The 21,642-nt window shown below is 67.1% G+C and carries 19 protein-coding genes; 12 read left to right on the forward strand and 7 right to left on the reverse strand.

What is annotated here, in order from left to right; translation table 11 throughout:
- Positions 1-47 precede the first annotated feature (47 nt).
- The 7 genes from Q0Q02_RS14365 (at position 48) to Q0Q02_RS14395 (ending at position 9,705) form a co-directional block, all read left to right on the forward strand.
- Positions 48-2,123 (forward strand): GumC family protein, encoded by a 2,076-nt coding sequence (locus tag Q0Q02_RS14365; RefSeq protein ID WP_293810425.1) that lies wholly within the window; start codon positions 48-50, stop codon positions 2,121-2,123.
- Between the two features lie 2 nt (positions 2,124-2,125).
- A complete protein-coding gene (locus Q0Q02_RS14370; protein WP_293810426.1) occupies positions 2,126-3,367 on the forward strand; it encodes a UDP-phosphate alpha N-acetylglucosaminyltransferase in 1,242 nt (413 codons plus the stop codon).
- Positions 3,368-3,635: 268 nt separating this feature from the next.
- The gene (locus tag Q0Q02_RS14375; RefSeq protein WP_293810427.1) at positions 3,636-3,881 is read left to right on the forward strand and encodes an acyl carrier protein; all 246 of its coding nucleotides are present in this window, start codon (positions 3,636-3,638) and stop codon (positions 3,879-3,881) included.
- Complete coding sequence (locus Q0Q02_RS14380) at positions 3,881-5,116, forward strand: acyl-CoA dehydrogenase family protein (protein WP_293810428.1); 1,236 nt, start codon at positions 3,881-3,883, stop codon at positions 5,114-5,116. Before Q0Q02_RS14375 ends, Q0Q02_RS14380 begins: the two co-directional genes overlap by 1 nt.
- Before the next feature lie 4 nt (positions 5,117-5,120).
- Positions 5,121-6,041 carry an amino acid--[acyl-carrier-protein] ligase gene (locus Q0Q02_RS14385; RefSeq protein ID WP_293810429.1) on the forward strand — a complete coding sequence of 307 codons (921 nt, stop codon included), beginning with the start codon at positions 5,121-5,123 and terminating at the stop codon, positions 6,039-6,041.
- Positions 6,042-6,211: 170 nt separating this feature from the next.
- Positions 6,212-7,222, forward strand: a complete 1,011-nt coding sequence (locus tag Q0Q02_RS14390) for a DUF1839 family protein (RefSeq protein ID WP_293810430.1) — start codon at positions 6,212-6,214, stop codon at positions 7,220-7,222.
- A 5-nt stretch (positions 7,223-7,227) separates the two neighbouring features.
- The gene (locus Q0Q02_RS14395) at positions 7,228-9,705 is read left to right on the forward strand and encodes a glycoside hydrolase family 2 protein (RefSeq protein WP_293810431.1); all 2,478 of its coding nucleotides are present in this window, start codon (positions 7,228-7,230) and stop codon (positions 9,703-9,705) included.
- A gap of 21 nt (positions 9,706-9,726) precedes the next feature.
- Here the strand turns inward: Q0Q02_RS14395 and Q0Q02_RS14400 are convergent, their stop codons facing one another.
- Positions 9,727-10,314 (reverse strand): undecaprenyl-diphosphatase, encoded by a 588-nt coding sequence (locus Q0Q02_RS14400; protein ID WP_293810432.1) that lies wholly within the window; start codon positions 10,312-10,314, stop codon positions 9,727-9,729.
- Positions 10,315-10,509: 195 nt separating this feature from the next.
- Between Q0Q02_RS14400 and Q0Q02_RS14405 the strand changes: the two genes are divergently transcribed.
- On the forward strand, positions 10,510-12,009 hold the full coding sequence (locus Q0Q02_RS14405; protein WP_293810433.1) for a M81 family metallopeptidase: 1,500 nt from the start codon (positions 10,510-10,512) through the stop codon (positions 12,007-12,009).
- 24 nt (positions 12,010-12,033) lie between these two features.
- Positions 12,034-13,194, forward strand: a complete 1,161-nt coding sequence (locus Q0Q02_RS14410; RefSeq protein ID WP_293810434.1) for a M20 aminoacylase family protein — start codon at positions 12,034-12,036, stop codon at positions 13,192-13,194.
- A 100-nt stretch (positions 13,195-13,294) separates the two neighbouring features.
- Here Q0Q02_RS14410 and Q0Q02_RS14415 read toward each other — a convergent pair whose 3' ends face one another.
- The 6 genes from Q0Q02_RS14415 to Q0Q02_RS14440 form a co-directional block, all read right to left on the reverse strand.
- Entirely contained in the window at positions 13,295-13,636 is a 342-nt protein-coding gene (locus Q0Q02_RS14415) for a cupin domain-containing protein (protein WP_293810435.1), read from the reverse strand.
- A 12-nt stretch (positions 13,637-13,648) separates the two neighbouring features.
- Positions 13,649-14,419 carry a 2-dehydro-3-deoxy-D-gluconate 5-dehydrogenase KduD gene (gene kduD / locus Q0Q02_RS14420; RefSeq protein WP_293810436.1) on the reverse strand — a complete coding sequence of 257 codons (771 nt, stop codon included), beginning with the start codon at positions 14,417-14,419 and terminating at the stop codon, positions 13,649-13,651.
- A complete protein-coding gene (gene kduI, locus Q0Q02_RS14425; protein ID WP_293810437.1) occupies positions 14,419-15,255 on the reverse strand; it encodes a 5-dehydro-4-deoxy-D-glucuronate isomerase in 837 nt (278 codons plus the stop codon). Before kduI ends, kduD begins: the two co-directional genes overlap by 1 nt.
- Positions 15,256-15,265: 10 nt before the next feature.
- The gene (locus tag Q0Q02_RS14430) at positions 15,266-16,546 is read right to left on the reverse strand and encodes a TRAP transporter large permease (protein WP_293810438.1); all 1,281 of its coding nucleotides are present in this window, start codon (positions 16,544-16,546) and stop codon (positions 15,266-15,268) included.
- Positions 16,547-16,549: 3 nt separating this feature from the next.
- Positions 16,550-17,083, reverse strand: a complete 534-nt coding sequence (locus tag Q0Q02_RS14435; protein WP_293810439.1) for a TRAP transporter small permease — start codon at positions 17,081-17,083, stop codon at positions 16,550-16,552.
- Positions 17,084-17,269: 186 nt separating this feature from the next.
- Complete coding sequence (locus Q0Q02_RS14440; RefSeq protein WP_293810440.1) at positions 17,270-18,256, reverse strand: TRAP transporter substrate-binding protein; 987 nt, start codon at positions 18,254-18,256, stop codon at positions 17,270-17,272.
- Positions 18,257-18,373: 117 nt separating this feature from the next.
- On the opposite strand from Q0Q02_RS14440, the gene Q0Q02_RS14445 reads away from it, so the two are divergent.
- From Q0Q02_RS14445 to Q0Q02_RS14455, 3 genes are all read left to right on the forward strand, one after another.
- Complete coding sequence (locus Q0Q02_RS14445; RefSeq protein ID WP_293810441.1) at positions 18,374-19,105, forward strand: GntR family transcriptional regulator; 732 nt, start codon at positions 18,374-18,376, stop codon at positions 19,103-19,105.
- Between the two features lie 112 nt (positions 19,106-19,217).
- The gene (locus Q0Q02_RS14450) at positions 19,218-20,075 is read left to right on the forward strand and encodes a LysR substrate-binding domain-containing protein (protein ID WP_293810442.1); all 858 of its coding nucleotides are present in this window, start codon (positions 19,218-19,220) and stop codon (positions 20,073-20,075) included.
- 107 nt (positions 20,076-20,182) lie between these two features.
- Positions 20,183-21,592, forward strand: a complete 1,410-nt coding sequence (locus Q0Q02_RS14455) for an amidohydrolase family protein (RefSeq protein ID WP_293810443.1) — start codon at positions 20,183-20,185, stop codon at positions 21,590-21,592.
- Positions 21,593-21,642: the final 50 nt, after the last annotated feature.

Raw genomic sequence — 21,642 nt, forward strand, 5'->3', positions numbered from 1 at the left:
CCCGCCGATGCGCCATGCGCCCGGGCGGGGGGATGAGGAGAGACGGGTTGGTATCTGCGTTGGAGGCGGGCGAGGGAGAGGGCGCACCGGCACCGGGCCGTGCTTCTCCGGCTTTCAGCCTGTCCGAGTTGCTTGGGTTGCTGCGGCGGAGGCGCCTGCTCGTCGCCGCTTGTGCGGGGCTGTGCCTGCTGCTCGCGCTCGCCTTCCTGTCGGTGCAGACCCCGGTTTATCGCGCGACGGCGGAGTTGCTGGTCGATCCGCAGGCGCTGCAGGTCGTGGGCAAGGATATCGTGCGCACCGATACCTCGGCCTCGATCGACTTCGCCAATGTCGACAGCCAGGCGTTGGTGATGACCTCGACCGGCGTTCTGCGCCAGGTCATCGAGGAGCTCAATCTCGAAAGCGACCCCGCTTTCAACCGTCCAGCCGGCCTGCTCACGCGCATGTTCGGCAAGCTGATGGAGCCGACGCCGGAGCAGCGCCTGGCCCAGACCATCGATGCGCTGAAGCGCGCCATCGTGATCCAGCGCGTCGACAACTCCCTGGTCTTCCGCATCATCGTCACCCATCCGCAGGCGCAGCGCGCGGCCGATATCGCCAATACGCTGGCGCAAACCTATTTCAAGCAAGGCAATGACGGGCGCCGCGCCGTGGTCGAGCGTGCCAATGCGACGCTGATCAGCCAGATCGCCGGTCTCAGGACGCAGCTCGACGAAGCCGAGCGCGCCGTCCAGACCTTCCGTACCCAGAACAACCTGGTTTCGACCGGCGAAGGACTGGTCATCTCGCAGCAATTGCGCGACCTCTACAGCCAGATCGGGCAGGCAGAGGGCGAGTTCGCGCGCCAGCAGGCGCGGCGCGACCAGCTCTTGCGCTACGGCAATGGCAGCCCGCTCTCCGACCAATTGCCGGATGCGCTGACCTCGGCCGCGATGACCGCGCTCAGGGCGCAATATGCGCAGACGGCGCGCGAAGCGGCGAGTCTCGGCCAGACGCTGGCGCCACAGCATCCGCGGCTGGTCGAGATCCGCGGCGAGCTGGCCGAGACGCGCCGGCTGTTGACGGCTGAGCTGTCGCGCGTGCGCAGTTCGATCCAGGAAAACTATCGTCAGGCCGAAGCCAATCTCGCCAATCTGCGCAAGCGGGCGCAGGAGCTGACCCGCACCCAGGAGACCAGCGGCGCCGCCCAGATCCGCCTGCGCCAGCTCGAAAGCGAGGCCGAGGCCGTGCGCGCCGTCTACAGCGCCTCGCTGCAGCGCGCGAAGGAGCTGGAGCAGCAGAAGCGGATCGAGACGAACAATTCCCGCATGCTGTCCGAAGCGGTGGCGCCGGCCGTCGCCACCAAGGTGCCGGCTGCGCTCGTGCTGGCGGCGGCTGCGCTCTTCGGCAGCTGCGCCGGGCTCGGCATCGCCTATCTGCTCGAATGGATGCCGCCGATGGCCGGCTTCCTGCCGAAATGGCGGCGCGCGCCTCGGCCCGCCGAGCCGGAGAAGCCCGCCAGAGCCGTCAAGCCGGCTAAGCCGGCCAAACCGGAGCCGTTCAAGCCGTTGACGCCGGAGGCGGCCGCCGAGGCGATCGGTATCTCCACGGTCATTTCGCTGCCGAAGGAGGCTGCAAAGCGTCAGGACGCGCTGGTGCCGGTGACGCGATTGCTGCAGCGCGCATTGGGCCGACAGCTGCCGGCTCTCGTGATGGTTGCCGGGCCGGCCGATGCGGTGACGCAGACGGCGCTGGCGGAGGGCATCGCCAACAGCCTCGCCGCCCATGGCGAGAGCGTGCTGATCTGTCGCGACGGCGCCGGCGGACAGAACATGGATATCCAGCGCATCGAGCCGCCGGGCGGGGCCGCCGACGAGCCAGGGCAGCGGCGCAATTTCATCGTCATGCGCCATTCCAAGCCGACCGGAGGAAAATCCAGCGCCCATCTGCCCGACGCGATCGTGCTTGCGGCGCCGCTTGCCGGCCAGACGACGGACAGCCTGATCGACCAGGCGGCAGCCGTCGATCCCACAGGCAAGCATATCCTCGCCCTCGTGGTGCCGCAGACTGCGTCCGCGACAGCGGCCAAGCCAACGAGCTTCGCGGCCCGCTGGTTACGTTGGCCCGCACGGGCGGCCGCCTGACGATGACGGTCACCGCCGCCGAGACGCCCCGGCCCGGTTCGACCCTGCCGCTCGCGCTCCTCGTCGGGGCGCTGACCTTCAACATGGCGTTGTGCTTCCTCAACACCAACGTCATGCCGGTCAACGACACGATGGTGATGGGCTGCGAGGTCGTGCTCGTCGCGACCACGCTCTATCTCGGGCTCGGCCGCAACGCGGCGCCCTATCTGCTGCTGGCGGTGTTCCTGTCCTATGCGGCGCTGCTGATGGCGATGCGCCCGCTCATCGATCCCAAGGCGGTGCGCGATTTCCTGATCCCGATCGCCTTCTACCTGCTCGGTAAGACCTATAACGATCCGCGGCTGGCCGATCGGGCGGCGCTGATCTGTGGCAGCATCGTCGTCGTGTTCGGGCTCTTCGAGTTCCTCGCGCTCGACCTCTACGTAACCTATTTCAACATCATCAAGTATTACGTGGCGCGCGGCACGGTGGCGCCGAGCGACGTCAGCAGCCAGACAGGAGCGCTCTTCGCCAGCGGCTTGCGGCCGGATTCGCGCACATTGCTGCCCTTCCTCGGGCCGCACCGCGCCTCCTCCGTCTTCCTCGAGCCGATCTCGACCGGCAATTTCGGGGCCATCCTCTATATCTGGACGCTCAACCGCAAGGGCATGGCCCATCGCTGGCTCACCATGGCGACCGGGCTCACCGCGATCGTGCTGAGCGATTCCCGCTTCGGCGCCAATGTCTGCATCGTCGCGACCGTCGCTTACCTTGCGGCGCCCTGGACGCCGCGCTTCGTCTGGCTTGCGGCGCCTTTCGTCGCGCTGATCGGGCTCGCGACCTACGGCTTCACCAGCGCCGAGGTGAACTGGCAGAACAACCTGGCGGGGCGCCTGCTCTGGACGGCTCGGCTCCTGACCTCGCTCTCGCCCGAAGCGGTCTGGGGACTGTCGCCGGAGAAGCCGTTCCTGTCCGATTCCGGCTATGCCTATTCGCTCAACCAGATCGGGCTGATCGGCGTGATCGGGTTCTGGAGCCTGTTCATCTTCACGCCCGAGAACTCGCCGCGCGCGTGGCGCTTCAAGGTCTGCGTGGCCGCCTATATCTGCCTGCTGATGCTGGTCAGCGACTCCGTCTACTCGATCAAGACGGCGGCGCTGCTCTGGTTCATGACCGGAACCAGCGATGCCGCTGCTGAGCCCGCACCCGCTGCAGCTTCACAGGAGGCCGCGACGCCTGCCTATCCTGCCGCGGCTGCCGGCTGACGCGGCAGGGATGCAGGCTCGTCCCGCGCGGGGTGCTTCTGGATCGGCATTCCGGCAAGGCGCTGTTTACCATAGGTCACAATGCAGGCTGCAACGGCGATTGTGGCCGGTTTTTGGCGACGGGAGCAAGGCAACCTTAAATTTTGGAGATTATGTTTCCGGGAAGAAAAAGACATGTCCGGCCGGCCGATAAATGGTCTTCCGGGAGTGATGGCACGGCTGTTGTGAAGTGCCGCGCCGATGATCCGATACGGGGCAGGACGAGAGCATGAAGACGAAGATCCGTGAGATCCTGAAGACGACCGGCAAGTTGCCCGGCGATATCGCTGCGCTCGCCGATGATGCCGATCTCTACAATGCCGGACTGACCTCCTTCGGCACGGTCGAGCTGATGATGGCGCTGGAGGAGGCCTTCGACGTCGAGTTTCCGGACACGATGATGAACCGGCGCAACTTCGCCTCGATCGGCGCGATCGCGAGCGCGATCCAGACCATCCAGAGCGAGAACGTCTGATGACGAGCCTCGCCCGTCTCGCTGATGCCGGGTTTGTCACCGGGGCGCCGACGCCGGCGGCGCGCACCGAAGCCGAAAAGGCGATGATCGCCAAGGCGCGCCGGATCGCGAAGATCGCAGCCGAGCACGCCGCTGATGTCGATGCCCGCTCGCGCTTTCCGCAGGAGGCCTTCGACGCGCTGAAGCAGGAGCGCCTGCTCGGCATCATGGTGCCGGCGGCGCAGGGCGGCGAGGAGGCGAGCCTTGCGACGATCGCCGAGATCTGCACGACGCTGGCCCAGGCCTGCGCCTCGACCGGCATGATCTACGCCATGCACCAGATCAAGGCGTCGAGCCTGGTCGTGCATTGCGGTGACGATCCCTGGCATGCCGGCTTCATGACCCGCATCGCCCGCGAGCAGCTCCTGCTCGCCTCGGCCACGACAGAAGGCGGAGGCGTCGGCGGCGACCTGCGCTCGTCGATCTGCGGCGTCGTCCTGGAGGGCGAGGATTTCAGCCTCGAGAAAGAGGGCTGCCTGATCTCCTACGGCGCGCAGGCCGATGCGATCCTGATCACGTCGCGGCGCACGCCGGAAGCACCGCCTTCCGACCAGGTCATGTCCGTCCTGATCAAGGACCAGTACCGGCTCGAACGCAGCCATGTCTGGGACACGATGGGCATGCGCGGCACCTGCTCCGACAATTTCACCCTCGCCGGCCGTGCACCGGCCAAGCAGATCATCCCGACGCCCTTCGCCGAGATCGCGGCGCAGTCGATGCTGCCGCATGCGCATCTGCTCTGGGCCTCGGTCTGGTACGGTATCGCTGCCGAGGCGGTTGCCCGCGCCGAGAGCTTCGTGCGCGGCGAGGCCCGCAAGAAGCCGGGCTCGACCCCGCCGGGTGCGCTCAGGCTCGCCGAGCTGCTCGTGCGGTTGCAGCAGTTCAAGGGGCTGATCATCGCCGGGCTCGATCGCTACGAGCGCGTGCGCGGCGACGCCGATGAACTCTCCTCGATGGGCTTCGTGGTGGCGATGAACAGCATCAAGGTCGCGGCCTCGCAGAGCGTCGGCGAGATCGTGTCGCAGGCCTTCCTGATCTGCGGCATCCAGGGCTACCGCAACGACAGCCCCGCCAGCCTGGCGCGATTGATGCGCGATGCGCTGTCGGCGCCGATCATGATCAACAACGATCGTATCCTCGGCAATACCTCCAACCTCCTGGCGGTCTACAAGCACGACCCCAGCCTGTCCCGGTGAGCGCATGTGCCAGAACTGTCCCCAGCCGCAGGGCTTCCTCGCGGAACTGATCGATAACGGCCTGTTGATCGACACCGGCGTCGATGGGCTCTATGGCCGCAGCGGCCTGTTCGAGGAGGTCATCGCCCGCTTCGACGACCTGATCACCCGCCATGGCGGGCAGGACGGCGCCGAAATCGTGCGCTTTCCGCCGGCGATGAGCCGCAAGCATTTCGAGAAGAGCGGCTATCTCAAGAGCTTCCCGCAACTCGCCGGCACGGTGCATTCCTTTGCCGGCGATGAGCGCGCCCATGCCGCATTGCTGCACAAGGTGGCTGATGGGGTCGACTGGACCGACGGCCAGATCTCGACCGAGGTCGTGCTGACCCCAGCGGCTTGCTACCCCCTCTATCCGGTCGTGGCCAAGCGCGGCCCGCTCAAGGCCGATGGCGCGCTGTTCGACCTGCAATCCTATTGTTTCCGGCACGAGCCCTCGAAGGACCCGGCCCGGATGCAGCTCTTCCGGATGCGCGAATATGTCCGCTTCGGCACGCCGGAGCAGGTCACGGAGTTCCGTGCGACCTGGCTGGAGCGCGGCCAGAAGATGATGGCCTCGCTCGGTGTGCCGCTCAATCTCGACGTCGCCAACGATCCCTTCTTCGGTCGGGCCGGGCGCATGCTCGCCAACAACCAGCGCGACCAGCGCCTGAAATTCGAGCTCCTGATCCCGATCGAGAGCGAGGAGAAGCCGACGGCCTGCCTCTCCTTCAACTACCATCAGGACCATTTCGGCACGACCTGGGGCATCCAGACCGCCGCGGGCGAGACGGCGCATACCGCCTGCGTCGGCTTCGGCATGGAGCGCGTCGCACTCGCCCTGTTCAAGCATCACGGCTACGACGTCGACACATGGCCGGCGTCGGTGCGCAGCGTACTCTGGGGCTAAGTTGCTCAGATCGCGGAACCACAGCGTCACCCCGGACAAGCCGCGAAGCGGCGCCGATCCGGGATCCATCGGAGGGCTCCGGAACTTTGCGATGGATCCCGGGTCAAGCCCGGGATGACGACGCGGATATGGTTGGCGTCGAGGAAATGCGAGAAGAAGAGGAACGTCAGATGACCGCCCATGCGGTGATCGAGAGGCCGGTGGCGGCCGGGGCGCTGCTGCCGGTCGACCCGCTCGCCTATATCAGGCATGCCATGCATGCCGGCGAGCGGCACTGGCCGCAGACCAATTGCTATGCCGATCTCTGGATCGAGATCCTGCATGCGCTCGGTCTGGAGCCGGCGGCGGCCTTCGGCTTCACGATCGGGCAGGATTTCGAGGGCGACCAGTTCACCTTCTTCAAGCCGCCGCTCGACGATCTCGAAGCGCTCTATGGCCTGAAGGTCACGGAGCTTGCGCTCTATGACGAACTGATCGGCCATATCGAGCAGCAGATCGCGCGGGGCCGGCTCGTCCTGCTCGAGCTCGATTCGTTCTACATGCCGGATACGCGCGGCGTGTCCTATCGCGAGAGCCACGGCAAGACGACGATCGCCGTCAACCGGCTCGACCGCGCCGGCCGCCAGCTCGACTATTTCCACAATGACGGGCTGCACCGCGCCGAGGGCGAGGATTTCGATGGGTTGTTCCGGCTGCTGCCGGGGCAGATGCGTGACGACACACTGTTCCCCTATGCCGAGATGGTGCGCCTGCCCGAGCAGGCGCCGCGCGAGGCGGACCTGCGCGAGACCGCGCTCGCTCTGCTCGCCCGCCATGTCGCGCGCCGACCGCGCGAAAATCCCGTCGCTGCCTTCCGGACGGTCGCGACGGCGCAGGCCGAAGCGTTGGCCGAGCGGCCGGGCGCAGCCTTCCATCTCTACGCCTTCAACACGCTGCGCCAGCTTGGCGCCAATTTCGAGCTTCTCGCCAGTCATCTCGCCTGGCTGGGGCAGGGCGTGTCCGGGCTCGACGAGGCCGGGGCCGCTGCCTTGCGCATCGCCGAGGGCGCGAAGCTCGCGCAGTTCCATCTCGCCCGGGCGATGAAGCAGAAGCGCTTCGAGCGTTTCGACGCTGCGCTGGCCGGGCTGGCGGCAGAGCATGCGGCGGTCAGCGATGCGCTCGGCCGGCGCTTTCCCGGCTGAGCGATATGGCCCGTATCGTCACGCGCGATCGGGAGCGGGTTAGGCCGCTCGCAGGCTGGTCCTGGCTCGCGACGCCGGCTGATGCCGTCGCGGCGCCAGCGGATTTGCCGGATGACGGTTGGCAGGCTGCCACCGTTCCCGGCACGGTTGCAGGAACTTTGCGCTCCATCGGCCGCCTCGACGATGCAAGCGCTGCCGCGATCGGCCAGCAGGATCACTGGTATCGCATGCGGCTGGCGGAGCCGCTGAGCGGGCGCTTGCGCTTCGAGGGGCTGGCGACGGTCACCGAGATCTGGATCGATGGTGTCCAGCTGGCCGAAAGCCATTCGATGTTCGCTGCGGTCGAACTACCTGCCGATTGCCCGGCCGGCACAGAGATCGCCCTGTGCTTCCGGGCGCTGGCGCCGCGGCTCGCTGCCGCCCCGCGTCGCTCGCGCTGGCGGCCGGCGATGATCCAGCCGAACGGATTGCGCTGGTTCCGCACCAGCGCGCTCGGCTCGGTGCCCGGCTGGTGCCCGCCGGGCCTGCCGACCGGGCCGTATCGGCCGGTGCTCGGGATCGCGCGGGACAAGGGCGGAACTGATATCGCCGGCATCGACCTGCGGACATCCTATGAAGGCGGCGCCGGCACCGTGGCGCTTGCCGTCACGCTGGGCGATGGCACGACCCATCCCAAGAGCGCGCTGATGCAATGCGCCGGCAGCGAAGCTATCCTGCAGATTGAGGGCGAGCGGCTGGTCGGCCAGCTCGTCCTGCCCGGCATCGCGCCGTGGTTCCCGCATACCCATGGCGAGCCGGCTCTGCATGAACTGACGCTCGTCACCGATGGCGAAACCATCGATCTCGGGCGTATCGGCTTCCGCTCACTTGCGGTCGATCGTGGAGCGGACGGCGCCGGTTTCGGGCTGATCGTCAACGATGTCCCGGTGTTCTGCCGCGGCGCCTGCTGGTCGAATGCGGATGTCGCGACGCTGGCCTGTGGCCGCGAGGCCTACGAGCCCTGGCTTCGGCTCGCACGCGAGGCCGGCATGAACATGATCCGCCTGCCCGGCGTCATGACCTATGAGGACGACGCCTTCTTCGCGCTCTGCGACGAACTCGGCATCCTGGTCTGGCAGGAAATGATGCTGGCCAATTTCGACTATCCGCAGGGCGACGCGGATTTTCGCGATGCGGTTCGGACCGAAGCCGAAGCGCTGCTTTCGAGGACGCAAGCGTCGCCCAGCCTCGCCGTGCTCTGCGGCGGCAGCGAGGTCTTCCAGCAGGCGGCGATGCTCGGTGCGCCGCCCGAGGCCTGGTCCGGTCCGGTCTTCGACGAGATCCTGCCGGAGGCGGTCGCACGTTTGCGCCCCGACATCGCCTATGTGCCGAACTCGCCTTCGGGCGGGGAGCTGCCCTTCACTACGAACAAGGGCGTGGCGCATTATTACGGGGTCGGCGCCTATCTACGCGATCTCGATGATGCGCGCCGGGCCGAACTGCGCTTCGCGGCGGAAAGCCTCGCCTTCGCCAATGTGCCGGAGGTGGTCTCTCTGCGGAGCGGGCGGCCGCCCGCGATTACGCATCACCCCGACTGGAAGCGCGGCGTGCCGCGCGATGCCGGCGCCTCCTGGGATTTCGAGGATGTGCGCGACCATTATCTCGAGCTGCTGTACGGGCTCGATCCGGCCAGGCTGCGCCGCGAGGACCCGGAGCGCTATTTCGCCCTGTCGCGCGCGACCGTGCCGGAGGTGATGGAGGCCGCCTTCGCCGAATGGCGCCGGCCGGGCTCGCCGACATCAGGCGCGCTGGTCTGGCTGCTGCAGGACCTCCGGCCCGGTGCTGGCTGGGGCGTGATCGCCAGCGATGGCGAACCGAAATCGGCCTGGCACGGGCTCGCCCGCGCCTTCCGGCCGGTGCAGCTTGCCCTCACCGACGAGGGCGTGAACGGGCTTGCGCTGCATGCCCTGAACGAGCGGCCCGAACCGCTGGCCGCATATCTCGAGTTGACCTGCTGGCGCGAGGGCGCGACCGCGGTCGTGCAGGCACGGCGCGAGATCGCGTTGGGGCCGCGCGGAGCGATGACGCTCTCGGCCTTCGACCTGATCGGCCGCTTCTTCGACATCACCTATGCCTACCGCTTCGGCCCGCCCGGCCATGACGTGACTTCGGCCGTGCTCAGGCGGGCTAGGGACGGGCAGGTGCTGGCGGAGGCGTTCCATTTCCCGCTCGGGCGCGGCCATGAGCAGCACCGGCTCGGTCTTGCCGCGACATTGGAACGCGATGGCGAAGGCTGGAACCTCGTCCTCTCGACACAGCGCTTCGCGCAGTCGGTCGAGATCGTCGATCCGCATTGGCGGCCGGTGCAGAACTGGTTCCATCTTGCGCCGGGCGAGCCGCGACGGATCCGCTTGCTTCGTCGCGCCGGCATCGAGGCTGCTCCAGCGGGCGAGGTCACCGCCGTCAACGCGACCGAGCAGGTGAGCTACGCTGCGCCGGCCTGAAGGCGCCGGGGCTGCCGCCCCTTAGCGCCGGCTGCGCTTCGGCAGGCTGCCCGTCAGCCTGTCTTGCAAGCTTTCAACGGCCGTGACGACGGCTGTGCCGTATCGCGCGGTCATCGCCAGCGCGATCATGGCTGCCGGAACGGCCAGGATGATACCTCCGATGAGGTCGGAGGGGTAATGGACGCCGACATAGACGCGCGACCACGCGACGAGCAGACCGATCACGGCCGCCAGGCAAGCGATCCTGTATTGGCGTACCAGCGCGAGGACGGTGGCGCAGGCGGCGAAAACGAGGGCGTGGTTGCTGGGGAAGGAGGCGTTAGGCCGGTGATCTACCAGGCTGTACCCGAGGCCGACCATGAAGGGGCGTGGCCGGAAAATGGCGAGCCCGGCGAGGAAGCTCAGCACGAGCGCGATCGCGAGAGCAAGCACCAGCGCGAAGGCCAGAAGGCGCTGCCGCCGGGACCCCTGGACCCACAGGACGACGATGTAGCAGGGCACCAGCAGGATTGCGAAGCGGGTGACCGCTATCGCGAAAAGAGCGACGTAGGGGTTCGGATTCGCCCCTGCGTTGAAGGCTAGGAACAAGTCGGTGTCGAGTGTGATCATCGTCGGGAATCGGTCACGGGCCTGATGTCACCAGCTTTCGCACAATGCGCGATAGCCGGCGAATGAAATCCGGCTTCGCTTGCGATCCGCGAAGTCACCTCGGCCCCGTCATTTTCCGATGGCCGGCCGGCGCTTTTGCGCCTTGGAGAGCGCAGTCGCCTGTGATTACCTCGGCGGCGCCCAGGGGGAGAACGGATGCCGCACCGCATCGCATTTGGCGGATTTCTGCACGAGACTAACACGTTCGCGCCCAGCATGGCCGGCATGGAGGCGTTCCTGCAAGGCGGCGGCTGGCCGCCGCTGGCGCGCGGCGAGGCGATCTTCGCCGCCGTGAAGAACGTCAATGTCGGCGCCGCCGGCTTCGTCGACAGCGCTCGCGGGCGTGATTGGGAGATCGTGCCCACGCTCTGGTGCGCGGCCAGCCCCTCCGCCCACGTCACGGCTGAAGCCTTCGAGGCTCTCGCCGATGAGCTGGTGGAGCGCATCACTGCTGCGCTGCCGCTGGACGGCGTCTATCTCGACCTGCACGGCGCCATGGTCACCGAGAACCATGACGACGGCGAAGGCGAATTGCTGCGGCGAGTGCGCGCCGCGATCGGGCCGGACGTTCCGCTTGTCGCCAGCCTCGACCTGCATGGCAATGTCACGCCGCTGATGATGGCGATGGCAGACGTGCTCGTCGCCTACCGCACCTACCCGCATGTCGACATGGCGCTGACCGGCAGTCGTGCGACCGAGGTTCTGGCGCAACTGGTCGAGAATGGGGCCCGCCCGGCCAAGGCTTTCCGCCAGGTGCCCTATCTCATTCCGATCGCCTGGCAGGCGACGGCGATGGAGCCCTGCCGCACCATTTATGCCGAGTTGGCCGCGCTCGAAGGCCCGGCCGTGCCGACGCTCTCCTTCCTGCCCGGCTTCCCGGCGGCGGATTTCCCCGATTGCGGAGCGACCGTGCTCGCCTATGGCGCGACGCAGGCCGAGGCTGACCGGGCGGCCGATGCCGTCCTCGCCCGGGTCATGGCGAGCGAAGCGGCCTTCAAGGGCCGGGTCTTCTCGCCCGAGGACGGCGTGGCGGAGGCGATGCGGCTGGCGGGGACGGCGACAAGGCCCGTCGTCATCTCCGACACCCAGGACAATCCCGGCGCCGGCGGCGATTCCGATACGATGGGCATGGCTCATGCCCTTGTGCAGGGAGGCGCCAGGCGCGCGGCGATCGGCGTCATCGTCGATCCAGCTGCTGCTGCGGTTGCCCATGCTGCGGGGGAGGGCGCCACCATCACGCTGTCGCTCGGCGCGAAATCCGGCATTCCCGGCGACCGGCCGCTGACCGGCGAGTTCCTCGTCGAGAAACTGTCCGACGGTCGCTTCGTCGCGCCGGGTCCGTTCTACGGGGGCTCGCGCATGAATCTTGGTCCAAGCGCCTGTCTGCGGATCGGCGATGTCCGCATCGTCGTCGGCTCGCGCAAGGCGCAAATGGCCGATCAGGCGATGTACCGGCAGGTCGGCATCGAACCGACGGAGCAAGCGATCCTGGTCAACAAGAGCTCGGTGCATTTCCGCGCCGATTTCGAGCCGATCGCGGAGACGATCCTCGTCTGCGCCGCGCCGGGGCCGATGCCGGTCGATCCGGCCGCCTTGCCATGGCGCCGTTTGCGCCCCGGCCTGCGCACCTCGCCCCTCGGCCAGCCCTTCGCCTGAACCAACCGGCCTTTTGGAGAAGTCATGCCCGTTCTGCCTGAGATCCAGTCCTTCACGGACGAACTCGTCGCCATCCGCCGCGATCTCCATGCCCATCCCGAGATCGGCTTCGAGGAAGTCAGGACCTCCAATATCGTCGCGGAGAAGCTCGCCGCCTGGGGCATCGAGGTCCATCGCGGCATCGGCAAGACCGGTGTGATCGGCATTCTTCACGGCACGGGCGGACCCGGCCGGCGCATCGGCCTGCGCGCCGACATGGATGCGCTGCCGATCCAGGAGATCACTAATCTGCCCTGGCGTTCGACCGTTGCCGGCAAGATGCATGCCTGCGGCCATGACGGGCACACCACCATGCTGCTCGGTGCCGCCCGTTATCTCTCGGAGAACAGGGGCTTCAAGGGCACGGCCGTCTTCGTCTTCCAGCCGGCCGAGGAAGGCCTCGGCGGCGCGCGCAGCATGATCGCGGAGAAGCTGTTCGAGCGCTTCCCCTGCGACGAGATCTACGGTTTGCACAATTCGCCCGATCTCGACCCTGGCCAGATCTCGATCTTTCCCGGCCCGGCCATGGCCGGCGCCGACTTCTTCGACATCAAGATCACCGGCCGTGGCAGCCATGGCGCCATGCCGCATATGGGACGCGATCCGATCATGGTCGCGATGAGCCTCGCCAATGCGCTGCAGACCATCGTCAGCCGCAATGCCGACCCGCGCGAGGCCGCCGTGCTCTCGATCACGCAGGTCCATGCCGGCTCGGCCTATAACGTCATCCCGGAGGAGGCGGTGCTCGCGGGCACGATCCGCACCTTCTCGCCGGAGATCGGCGCGCTCGTTCGCGAGCGCATGCGCGAGATCGCGGCCGGCACGGCGGCGAGCTTCGGCGTCACCATCGATGTCGATATCCGCAACATCTTCGACGTGCTGGTCAATCACGAGGCGCAGACCCAGGCCGTCGTCGAGGTCGCCGCCGAGATCGTCGGGACCGACGGCGTGTTGACCGAGGTCAAGCCGCTCATGGGCAGCGAGGATTTCGCCGATATGCTGCGCGTCGTTCCCGGCGCCTATGCCTGGGTCGGCCATGCCGGCACCGTGCCGGTGCACAACCCGGCCTATGTCCTCGACGACGGCATCCTGCCGGTTGGCGCGAGCCTGCTGGCCCGGCTCGTCGAGACCCGCGCCGCGGCGTGAGGGCAGAGGTCCCCCGCCGACCGGCGAGGGGAGGCACATGAAACGCAGGCCGGGCTGACGCGGCTGCGGCTGGCGGTGCGCCGGAGCCGCTTCACAGACCCTAGGACACGAAATCCCGGCGCATCGGCGTGAAGACGTCGACGAGGACGCCGGCTTCGATATTGACCGCGCCGTGGATCGCATCGGGCGGCACGGTGAAGCTGTCGCCGGCCTTCAGGCGCACGGTGCGCCCGGAGATGGTGATGTCGAAGACGCCGCTCTCGACCAGCGAGCACTGGATATGCGGATGGCTGTGCGCCGGGCCGATCGCGCCGGCCTGGAAGCGCACGCGGACCATCATGACCTCGTCGCGATAGGTCAGGATCTTGCGCGTCACGCCTTCGCCGGCCGGCTCCCAGGCGCGATCGGCATCATGGGCGAAAGGCTCGTTCCTGCGGTCCATGTCGGTTCTCTCTCAGCGCGCGAGCCAGCCGCCATCGACCGGCAGGACGACGCCATGGACATAGGCCGCGGCGTCCGAGGCGAGGAACACGGCGGCGCCGCCCAGCTCCTGCGGATTGCCCCAGTGTCCGGCCGGGATGCGGGCGAGGATCGCGGCATTGCGCTCGGGATCGGCGCGCAGCGCCTCGGTATTGTTCGTCACGAAATAGCCCGGAGCGATCGCGTTGACGTTGATGCCATGCTGAGCCCATTCGCAGGCGAGCAATCGCGTCAGACCGGCAAGCCCGCTTTTCGAGGCGGTGTAGGAGGGGATGCGGATGCCGCCCTGGAAGGAGAGCAGCGAGGCGATGTTGATGACCTTGCCGCCCTTGCCGTCGGCGAGCATGCGCTTGGCCACGCCCTGCGTCAGGAAGAAGGTCGATTTCAGGTTCACGTCCATCACCGCGTCCCAATCGGCCTCGGTGAAGTCGATCGCGTCGGCGCGGCGGATGATGCCGGCATTGTTGACGAGGATGTCGAGCCGCGAGCCGTCGGCTTTTGCCGCCGTCTCGGCCTCTTCCACGATCCGCCCGATCGGCTCCAGCGTCGCGAGATCGGCGGTGATCTCATGGAAGGGCTTAGCCGTTGCGGCGATCAGCGCCTTCGTCTCGGCCATGCTCGAGCGGCCGACCGCGACGATGCCGGCGCCGGCCGTGGCGAGCGCGACCGCGATCGCCTGACCGAGGCCCGTATTGGCCCCGGTGACGATCGCGGTCCGGCCGCTCAAGTCAAACGGTGAGCGCATCAGCGCAGGTCCCCGGTCGCGACCATGTCCATGTCGGTATAGTCGACATTGTCGCCGCCCATGCCCCAGATGAAGGAATAGGCTTTCGTCCCGACACCGGAATGGATCGACCAGCCGGGCGATAGGATTGCCTGCTCGTTGGCGACGACGAGGTGGCGGGTCTCCTGCGGCTCGCCCATCAGGTGGAAGACGCGGGCGTCGGCGGGGACGTCGAAATAGAGATAGATCTCGCAGCGCCGGTCATGGACATGCGCCGGCATCGTGTTCCAGATGCTGCCCTCGTCGAGCGTGGTCACGCCCATGACGAGCTGGCAGGTCTCGCAGACGCCGGGGATGATGTACTGGCGGATGACGCGCTTGTTGGCCGTCGCCTGCTCGCCGAGCGCGATCGTCTTGGCGTCTGCCTCCCGGATCACCTTGGTCGGATGCGCGGCATGGGCGGGCGTCGAGAGCAGGTAGAACTTTGCCGGGTTCGACGCATCGTCGCTGGCGAAGGAGACCTCGCCCGCTTCCTTGCCGACATAGAGCGCATCGCGCTTGGCCAGCGCGTAGTCCTTGCCGCCGACGCTGACCTTGCCGGGGCCGCCGACATTGACGATGCCGAGCTCGCGCCGCTTCAGGAAGGCGTCGGTGCCGACCGCCTTCGGCGTCGGCAGTACGATCGCGCCGGTCGTTGGCATGGCGCCGCCGACGATGACGCGGTCGAGATGGCTGTAGGTCAGCCTGATCTCGCCGGCTGCGAACAGCGTCTCGATCAGGAAGTGGCGCCGCAGCTCCGCCGTGTCGAAGCCCTTGACGGCCTCGGGGTGCGAAACCTGGCGAATTTCGATGGTCATGATCGGTCCTTCAGTGGAACAGCCGCGGCAGCCAGAGCGACAGGCCGGGCACATAGGTGACAAGCAGGAGCACGGCGACGCTGGCGCCGTAGAACGGCCAGATCGTGCGCATGGACTCGCCGATGGAGATGCGGCCGATGGCGCAGGCGACGAACTGCACCGAGCCGACCGGCGGGGTGTTGAGGCCGATGCCGGCGTTGAGGATCAGGATCACGCCGAAATGGATCGGATCGACGCCGAAGGCCTTCACCACCGGCAGGAAGATCGGCGTGCAGATGATGATCATCGGCGCCATGTCCATGAAGGTGCCGAGCACCAGCAGGATCAGGTTGACCATTAGCAGGATGGTGATCGGATTGTCGGAGACCGCCTTCATCGCGGCGATGGTCGCCTGCGGCACCTGCAGGAAGGCCATCAGCCAGCCGAAGGCGCCGGCCGTGCCGATGACCAGCAGCACCATCGCCGTGGTGCGGACCGCGCCCAGCGTCGCCTCGACGAAGGCCGTCCAGGTGAGCTGGCGATAGACGAAGATGGTGACGAGGATGGCGTAGACGACGGCAACGCAGGAGGATTCCGTCGCGGTGAAGACGCCGGAGCGGACGCCGCCGAAGATGATGCCGATCAAGAGGATGCCGGGCAGCGCCAGCACGACATAGCGCCCGACTGTCGCGAAGCCGGGGAAGGGCTCGCGCGGATAGCCCCGCTTCACCGCGACCGCCCAGGCCGCGACCATCAAGGCGACGCAGAGCAGCAGGCCTGGCACGACGCCAGCCGTGAACAGGTCCGCGATCGAGAGATTGCCGCCCGCCGAGAGCGAATAGATGATCATGTTGTGCGAGGGCGGGATCAGCAATGCGATGATCGCCGCGTTCGCGGTGACATTGACGGCGTAGTCGGCGTCATAGCCGCGCTTCTTCATCTGCGGGATCATCAGCCCGCCGACGGCCGAGGCATCGGCCACGGCCGAGCCCGAGATGCCGCCGAACAGCGTGCAGGTCACGACATTGACCTGGCCGAGCCCGCCGCGCAGATGGCCGACGAGGCTCGCCGCCATCTGGATCAGGCGCTCGGCGATGCCGCCGCGGATCATCAGGTCGCCGGCATAGATGAAGAACGGGATCGCCATCATGGCGAAGGCGTTCATGCCGGAATTCATCTGCTGGAAGACGACGACCGGCGGCAGGCCCATATAGGCGACGGTCGCGACCGAGGCGATGCCGAGGCAGAAGGCGACGGGCACGCCGATCAGCAGCAGGATCGAAAAGACGCCGAAGAGAATCCAGAGTTCCATGGCTCAGGCCTCCTGGCTTTCGCCGAAATGGACGAAGCCGAGCGGCGCCTGCTGCTCGCCGGTGACGAAGAGCAGGAGCTTTTCCAGCGCGAACAGCGCGATCAACGCGCCGCCAGCCGCGATCGGCACATAGTCCCAGCCACGGGATATGCCGATGATCGGCATGCGGTCGGCCCAGGTGCCCGCCGCGAGCTGCCAGCCATAGCCGAGCATGGCCAGCCCGAAGGCGCAGACGAGGCCTTCGCCGATGACGATCAGCGCGGCGCGCACCGGCGGCGGCGACATCACCAGTCCGACCTCGAAGCCGAGATGGTCGCTCTCGCGCACGCCGACGGCGGCGCCGAGCAGGATGAACCAGGACATCAGGAAGAGCGATCCGGCCTCGACCCAGATCGGCGTGTCGTTGAGCACATAGCGGCCGAACACGCCCCAGGCGACCATCACGGTCATCAGAACGAGGCCGGTCCCGGCTGTGATCAGCGCGTAAAGGCAGAGCTTGGCGTCGAGGCGTGTCAGAAAGGCCGTGAAAGCGCGCATGAAAAGTGCCCGAATGGTGGCTGGTTGCTTGTGCTCAGCCCTCATCCTGAGGAGCCGCGTCAGCGGCGTCTCGAAGGATGTTTCCAGCTCGCTCTGGAGCATCCTTCGAGACGCGATCTGCGATCGCTCCTCAGGATGAGGGCTCGGAGAAAGCGAGGCGGCCCGAGAGCCGCCTCACAAGTCAGCTCACTTCACCGCCTGGATGGCGGCAACCATGTCCTTCAGCTTCGGGTCGGTGACGAACTTGTCGTAGACCGGCTTCATCGCGTCGATGAAGGGCTTCTTCTCGACGGTGTTGATCTGGGCGCCACCGGCCTTGACCTTGGCCTCGGAGGCCTTCTCGCGCGCATCCCAGAGCTCGCGCATCTTCAGCACCGACTCCTTGGCGGCGGCCTTGATCAGCGCCTGGTCGGCGGCGTTGAATTTCTCGAAGCTCTTCTTCGACATCACCAGCGCCTCCGGCGAGAGCGAGTGCTCGGTCACCGAGTAGAACTTGGAGACCTCGAAATGCCGGGTCGATTCATAGGACGGCCAGTTGTTCTCGGCGCCGTCGATCACGCCGGTCTGGAGCGCGGAATAGACTTCGCCGAAAGGCATCGGCGTGGCGTTGGCGCCGAGCGCCGAGACCAGCGCCACGAACATGTCCGACTGCTGGACACGGATCTTCAGGCCCTTCATGTCGGCCGGCGTGTTGATCGGTCGCTTGGAATTATAGAAGGAGCGCGAGCCGGAATCGTAGAGCGCCAGGCCGATCAAGTCGTGCTTCTCGAATTCCTTGAGCAGGTTGTCGCCGATCGGCCCGTCCATCGCCTTCCGCATGTGGTCGACCGAGCGGAAGATGAAGGGCAGGGACGGGATGTTGGTCGCCGGGATCAGGTTGTTGAACGGCGCCATGTTGATGCGGTTGATGTCGATGACGCCGAAACGGGTCTGGTCGATCGTGTCTTTCTCCTGGCCGAGCTGGGCCGAGTGGAAGACGTTGATCTTGACGCGGCCCTGGGTGCGCTCCTCGAGCAGCTTGCCGAGATAGCGGACGGCCTCGACGGTCGGGTAGTCGGTCGGGTGAATATCGGCCGAGCGCAGCGTCACGCTCTGGGCGAGGGCCGATGTTGCCGCTGCGGCCGAGAGGGCCAGCGCGGCGGTATAGGCAAGGAATCTGCGGCGTGCGGTCATGGTGCGTTCTCCCGTGGTTTCGAGCGCCCCGCCGTTTCCCGGCTTGTTCGCTGGCGCATCGAACGTAAGCTTGCTGCCCGCCCCCGCATTCGGTTGCGGCAGTGATTGTATGGTAGTATGTCGTCGTATGGTACGCAACAGGCCCTGGGGGATTTTGACTTGAGCCTTTCGTTGGCGTCTCCCGCCGTTTTCACGGGCGCTTCGGCGGCCGGACGTGTCGAAGCCGAACTGCGCCGGGCGATCATCGCGCTCGAATTGCCGCCGGGCACACGCCTGTCGGAGCAGGAAATCGCGCTGAAATACGGCGTCTCGCGCCAGCCGGTGCGCGAGGCCTTGATCGCGCTCGCCCGGACACGTCTGGTCGATGTGCAGCCGCAGCGCGGCACGGTCGTGGTCAAGTTCTCCGTCCGCAAGATGATGGAGGCGCGCTTCATTCGCGAGGCGGTCGAGGTCGCGATCGTGCGCGAGGCCTGCACGGCGTTCTCGCCCCAGAGCAGGCAGAGGATCGCCGATCTCCTCGATGTCCAGGAGAAGGCGGCAGGGCGTGACGACCATGCCTCCTTCCAGCGCTATGACGAGCTCTTCCATGTCGAGCTGGCCGAGGGCGTCGGCATGCCGTTGGCCTGGGAGGCGATCCGGGACATCAAGGCGCATATGGACCGGGTCTGCCAGCTGACCCTGCCCGGCACCGAGGTGATGCTGTCGCTGGTCGAGCAGCATCGCCGGATCATGGCGGCCATCGATGCGCAAGATGCGGCGCAGGCCGAGCTCGCCATGCGCCACCACCTCACCGAGATCCTGCGCGCCCTGCCGAAGACTGAGGCAAACTACCCGGATCTGTTCGAGTAAGGGGCCTTTGCAGCCGTCGATAGACGGCCAGCCGGCGGGCGCGTTGCGGTGGCGCTGCGTGTCGAGATAATCACGTTCTTCGCGGAGCTGTGCATCCCGGAGCGCCGAACGCATGAATCGCTATCCGATGTTCAATCCGCAGGTGCTGATCAGCTTCGTCGCGGTCTGCGAGACGCTGAGCTTCACGCGCGGGGCCGACAGGGTCTCGCTGTCGCAATCCACCGTCAGCCTGCAGGTCAAGCGCCTCGAGGACCTGCTGGGTTGTCCCCTGCTGGAGCGCTCGTCGCATCAGGTCCAGCTCACCGAGGAAGGCGAGCGACTCCTGAGCTATGCGCGGCGGATTATCGCGCTCAACGAGGAGGCCCATGACGCCCTGACCGGCGTCTGGCGGGACGGCGTGCTGCGCCTCGGGATGCCCGAGGATTTCGCGGTGCCGACCATCGATCTGCTCGCCGATTTCAGCCGGCAGCATCCGCATCTGCGGCTCGATGTCAGCAGCGGCCTGAGCGCCGATCTGCGCAGTGCCTATGAGCGCGAGGAGCTCGACCTCGTGCTGGTGAAGCAGCGGCGCGGGCAGCCGCCGCGCGCGGCAAGGCGCGAGCCGCTGCTCTGGCTCGACAGCCTTGCGCACCCGGCGATCGAACGGGCGCCGGTCTCGCTGGCGATGTTCCCGCTCGGCGGGCTCTATCGCGACGAATTGTGCCAGGCGCTCGACAGGCTCGGGATGCGCTGGCGCATCGGTTATTGCAGCGGCAGTCTGGCGGCGCTCGCCGCGGCCTCGGCGGCCGGCCTGGGTATGACTCTCCTGCCTGCCAGTTGCCGTCTGCCCGGGCACAGGGTGCTCGGTGCCGCAGAAGGGTTTGCCGAGATCACCGATTTCGAGCTCGCGCTCTACTATCGCGACGATGCGCCGGCCTCGACCGCGATCCTGGCCGAGCGGTTGATTGCTTATTGCCATCTGGAGGCTTGAATGACGCCAGCATTGACTGCCGCAATCGCCAGCATTGCCAAATATCGCTGCCAAACCGCCGGCTTCGCGCTTATGGCGTCGGCAACCATCATAGGGAGGCGGCGACCATGGAACTGGCACATCATCAGAGCAGGCGTTCGTTCATCGGCCGGACGGGTGGCCTCGCCACCGCCTGCGCCATGATGGCGGGCCTTCCGGGCGGGGCTGCGAAGGCGCAGCCGACCGCGGCCAAGCCCGCTTCCACAAAACCGGTGTCGAATGCCGGCAAGCGCATCCCCACGGAACAGCACTATCTCCTGACCAATGTCCGGCTCGAGGAAGGCTTCATCCGTGAGGGCGACGTCGTGACGGGCACGCGCTCGGGGCTCTATGCCCTTGAGATCAAGGCGGGCAAGATCGCCGCGATCCATGGGGCGGGCTCCGCGCTGCCGGCGGGCGTGCCGAGCTACGAGGCCAATGGCCAACTCGCCTTGCCGGCGATGCGCGACATGCACATCCATCTCGACAAGACCTTCTACGGCCGCCCCTGGCAGGCGCCGCTGCCGCGGCAGGGCAAGACGATCCTCGACATGATCGCCCGCGAGGAGAGGCTGATCCCGCAATTGCTGCCGGACTCGCAGGAACATGCCGAGCAGCTCATCGCCCTGCTGCAGTCGAAGGGCACCACGGTCGCCCGTAGCCACTGCAATATCGATCCGGTCAGCGGGTTGAAGAGCCTCGAGCACCTGAAGCGCGCGCTGGAGAACCACCGCGACGATTTCTCTTGCGAGATCGTCGCCTTCCCGCAGCACGGGCTGCTGCTCTCGAAGGTCGACAAGCTGATGCGCGAGGCGATGGGCATGGGCGTCGCCTATGTCGGCGGGCTCGACCCGACCAATGTCGACGGCGCCATGGAGAAATCGCTCGACGCGATGTTCCAGATCGCGCTCGACACCGGCAAGGGCGTTGATATCCACCTGCACGAGGCGAGCCCGGCCGGCGTCGCCGCGATCCAGTACATGATCGCGACCGTCGAGAAGAATCCGGCTCTGCGCGGCAAGGTCACGATCAGCCATGGCTTCGCGCTCGCAACGATGTCGCCCGGCGCCCTCGACGAAGCCGCCACGCGCATGGCGGCGCAGGGCATCAGCGTCGCCTCGACCGTGCCGCTTGGCGCCGCGACGATGCCGCTGCCGCAGCTCAGCGCCAAGGGCGTCTTCGTGATGACCGGCACCGACAGCGTCACCGACCACTGGTCGCCCTTCGGCCGGGCCGACATGCTCGAAAAGGCCAATCTCTACGCGCAGCTCTACCGCGGCAGCGACGAGTTCCGCCTGTCCCGCTCGCTCGCGATCGCGACCGGCGGCGTGCTGCCGCTCGACGACAGGGGCGAGCGGGCCTGGCCCAAGGCTGGCGACTCCGCCGATTTCACGCTGGTTCCGGCAAGCTGCTCGGCCGAGGCGGTCGCCCGCCTGCCGGAGCGCAGCGCGACCTTCCATCGCGGCCGCATGGTCTTCGGCGGCGTCGGCGCGGCCTGACACGGTCGGATTTCTGCGAGGCGGCCGGCGATCTCGCCGGCCAGTAGCCC

This window comes from uncultured Allobosea sp. (genome assembly GCF_945956895.1).
Classification (GTDB): domain Bacteria; phylum Pseudomonadota; class Alphaproteobacteria; order Rhizobiales; family Beijerinckiaceae; genus Allobosea.

Excerpts from the sequence above, each read along its gene's own strand:
- Q0Q02_RS14370 (WP_293810426.1), top strand. The coding sequence starts at position 2,126 with ATGACGGTCACCGCCGCCGAGACGCCCCGGCCCGGTTCGACCCTGCCG.
- Q0Q02_RS14375 (WP_293810427.1), top strand. The coding sequence starts at position 3,636 with ATGAAGACGAAGATCCGTGAGATCCTGAAGACGACCGGCAAGTTGCCC.
- Q0Q02_RS14380 (WP_293810428.1), top strand. The coding sequence starts at position 3,881 with ATGACGAGCCTCGCCCGTCTCGCTGATGCCGGGTTTGTCACCGGGGCG.
- Q0Q02_RS14385 (WP_293810429.1), top strand. The coding sequence starts at position 5,121 with ATGTGCCAGAACTGTCCCCAGCCGCAGGGCTTCCTCGCGGAACTGATC.
- Q0Q02_RS14390 (WP_293810430.1), top strand. The coding sequence starts at position 6,212 with ATGACCGCCCATGCGGTGATCGAGAGGCCGGTGGCGGCCGGGGCGCTG.
- Q0Q02_RS14395 (WP_293810431.1), top strand. The coding sequence starts at position 7,228 with ATGGCCCGTATCGTCACGCGCGATCGGGAGCGGGTTAGGCCGCTCGCA.
- Q0Q02_RS14400 (WP_293810432.1), bottom strand. The coding sequence starts at position 10,314 with ATGATCACACTCGACACCGACTTGTTCCTAGCCTTCAACGCAGGGGCG.
- Q0Q02_RS14405 (WP_293810433.1), top strand. The coding sequence starts at position 10,510 with ATGCCGCACCGCATCGCATTTGGCGGATTTCTGCACGAGACTAACACG.
- Q0Q02_RS14410 (WP_293810434.1), top strand. The coding sequence starts at position 12,034 with ATGCCCGTTCTGCCTGAGATCCAGTCCTTCACGGACGAACTCGTCGCC.
- Q0Q02_RS14415 (WP_293810435.1), bottom strand. The coding sequence starts at position 13,636 with ATGGACCGCAGGAACGAGCCTTTCGCCCATGATGCCGATCGCGCCTGG.
- kduD (WP_293810436.1), bottom strand. The coding sequence starts at position 14,419 with ATGCGCTCACCGTTTGACTTGAGCGGCCGGACCGCGATCGTCACCGGG.
- kduI (WP_293810437.1), bottom strand. The coding sequence starts at position 15,255 with ATGACCATCGAAATTCGCCAGGTTTCGCACCCCGAGGCCGTCAAGGGC.
- Q0Q02_RS14430 (WP_293810438.1), bottom strand. The coding sequence starts at position 16,546 with ATGGAACTCTGGATTCTCTTCGGCGTCTTTTCGATCCTGCTGCTGATC.
- Q0Q02_RS14435 (WP_293810439.1), bottom strand. The coding sequence starts at position 17,083 with ATGCGCGCTTTCACGGCCTTTCTGACACGCCTCGACGCCAAGCTCTGC.
- Q0Q02_RS14440 (WP_293810440.1), bottom strand. The coding sequence starts at position 18,256 with ATGACCGCACGCCGCAGATTCCTTGCCTATACCGCCGCGCTGGCCCTC.
- Q0Q02_RS14445 (WP_293810441.1), top strand. The coding sequence starts at position 18,374 with ATGTCGTCGTATGGTACGCAACAGGCCCTGGGGGATTTTGACTTGAGC.
- Q0Q02_RS14450 (WP_293810442.1), top strand. The coding sequence starts at position 19,218 with ATGAATCGCTATCCGATGTTCAATCCGCAGGTGCTGATCAGCTTCGTC.
- Q0Q02_RS14455 (WP_293810443.1), top strand. The coding sequence starts at position 20,183 with ATGGAACTGGCACATCATCAGAGCAGGCGTTCGTTCATCGGCCGGACG.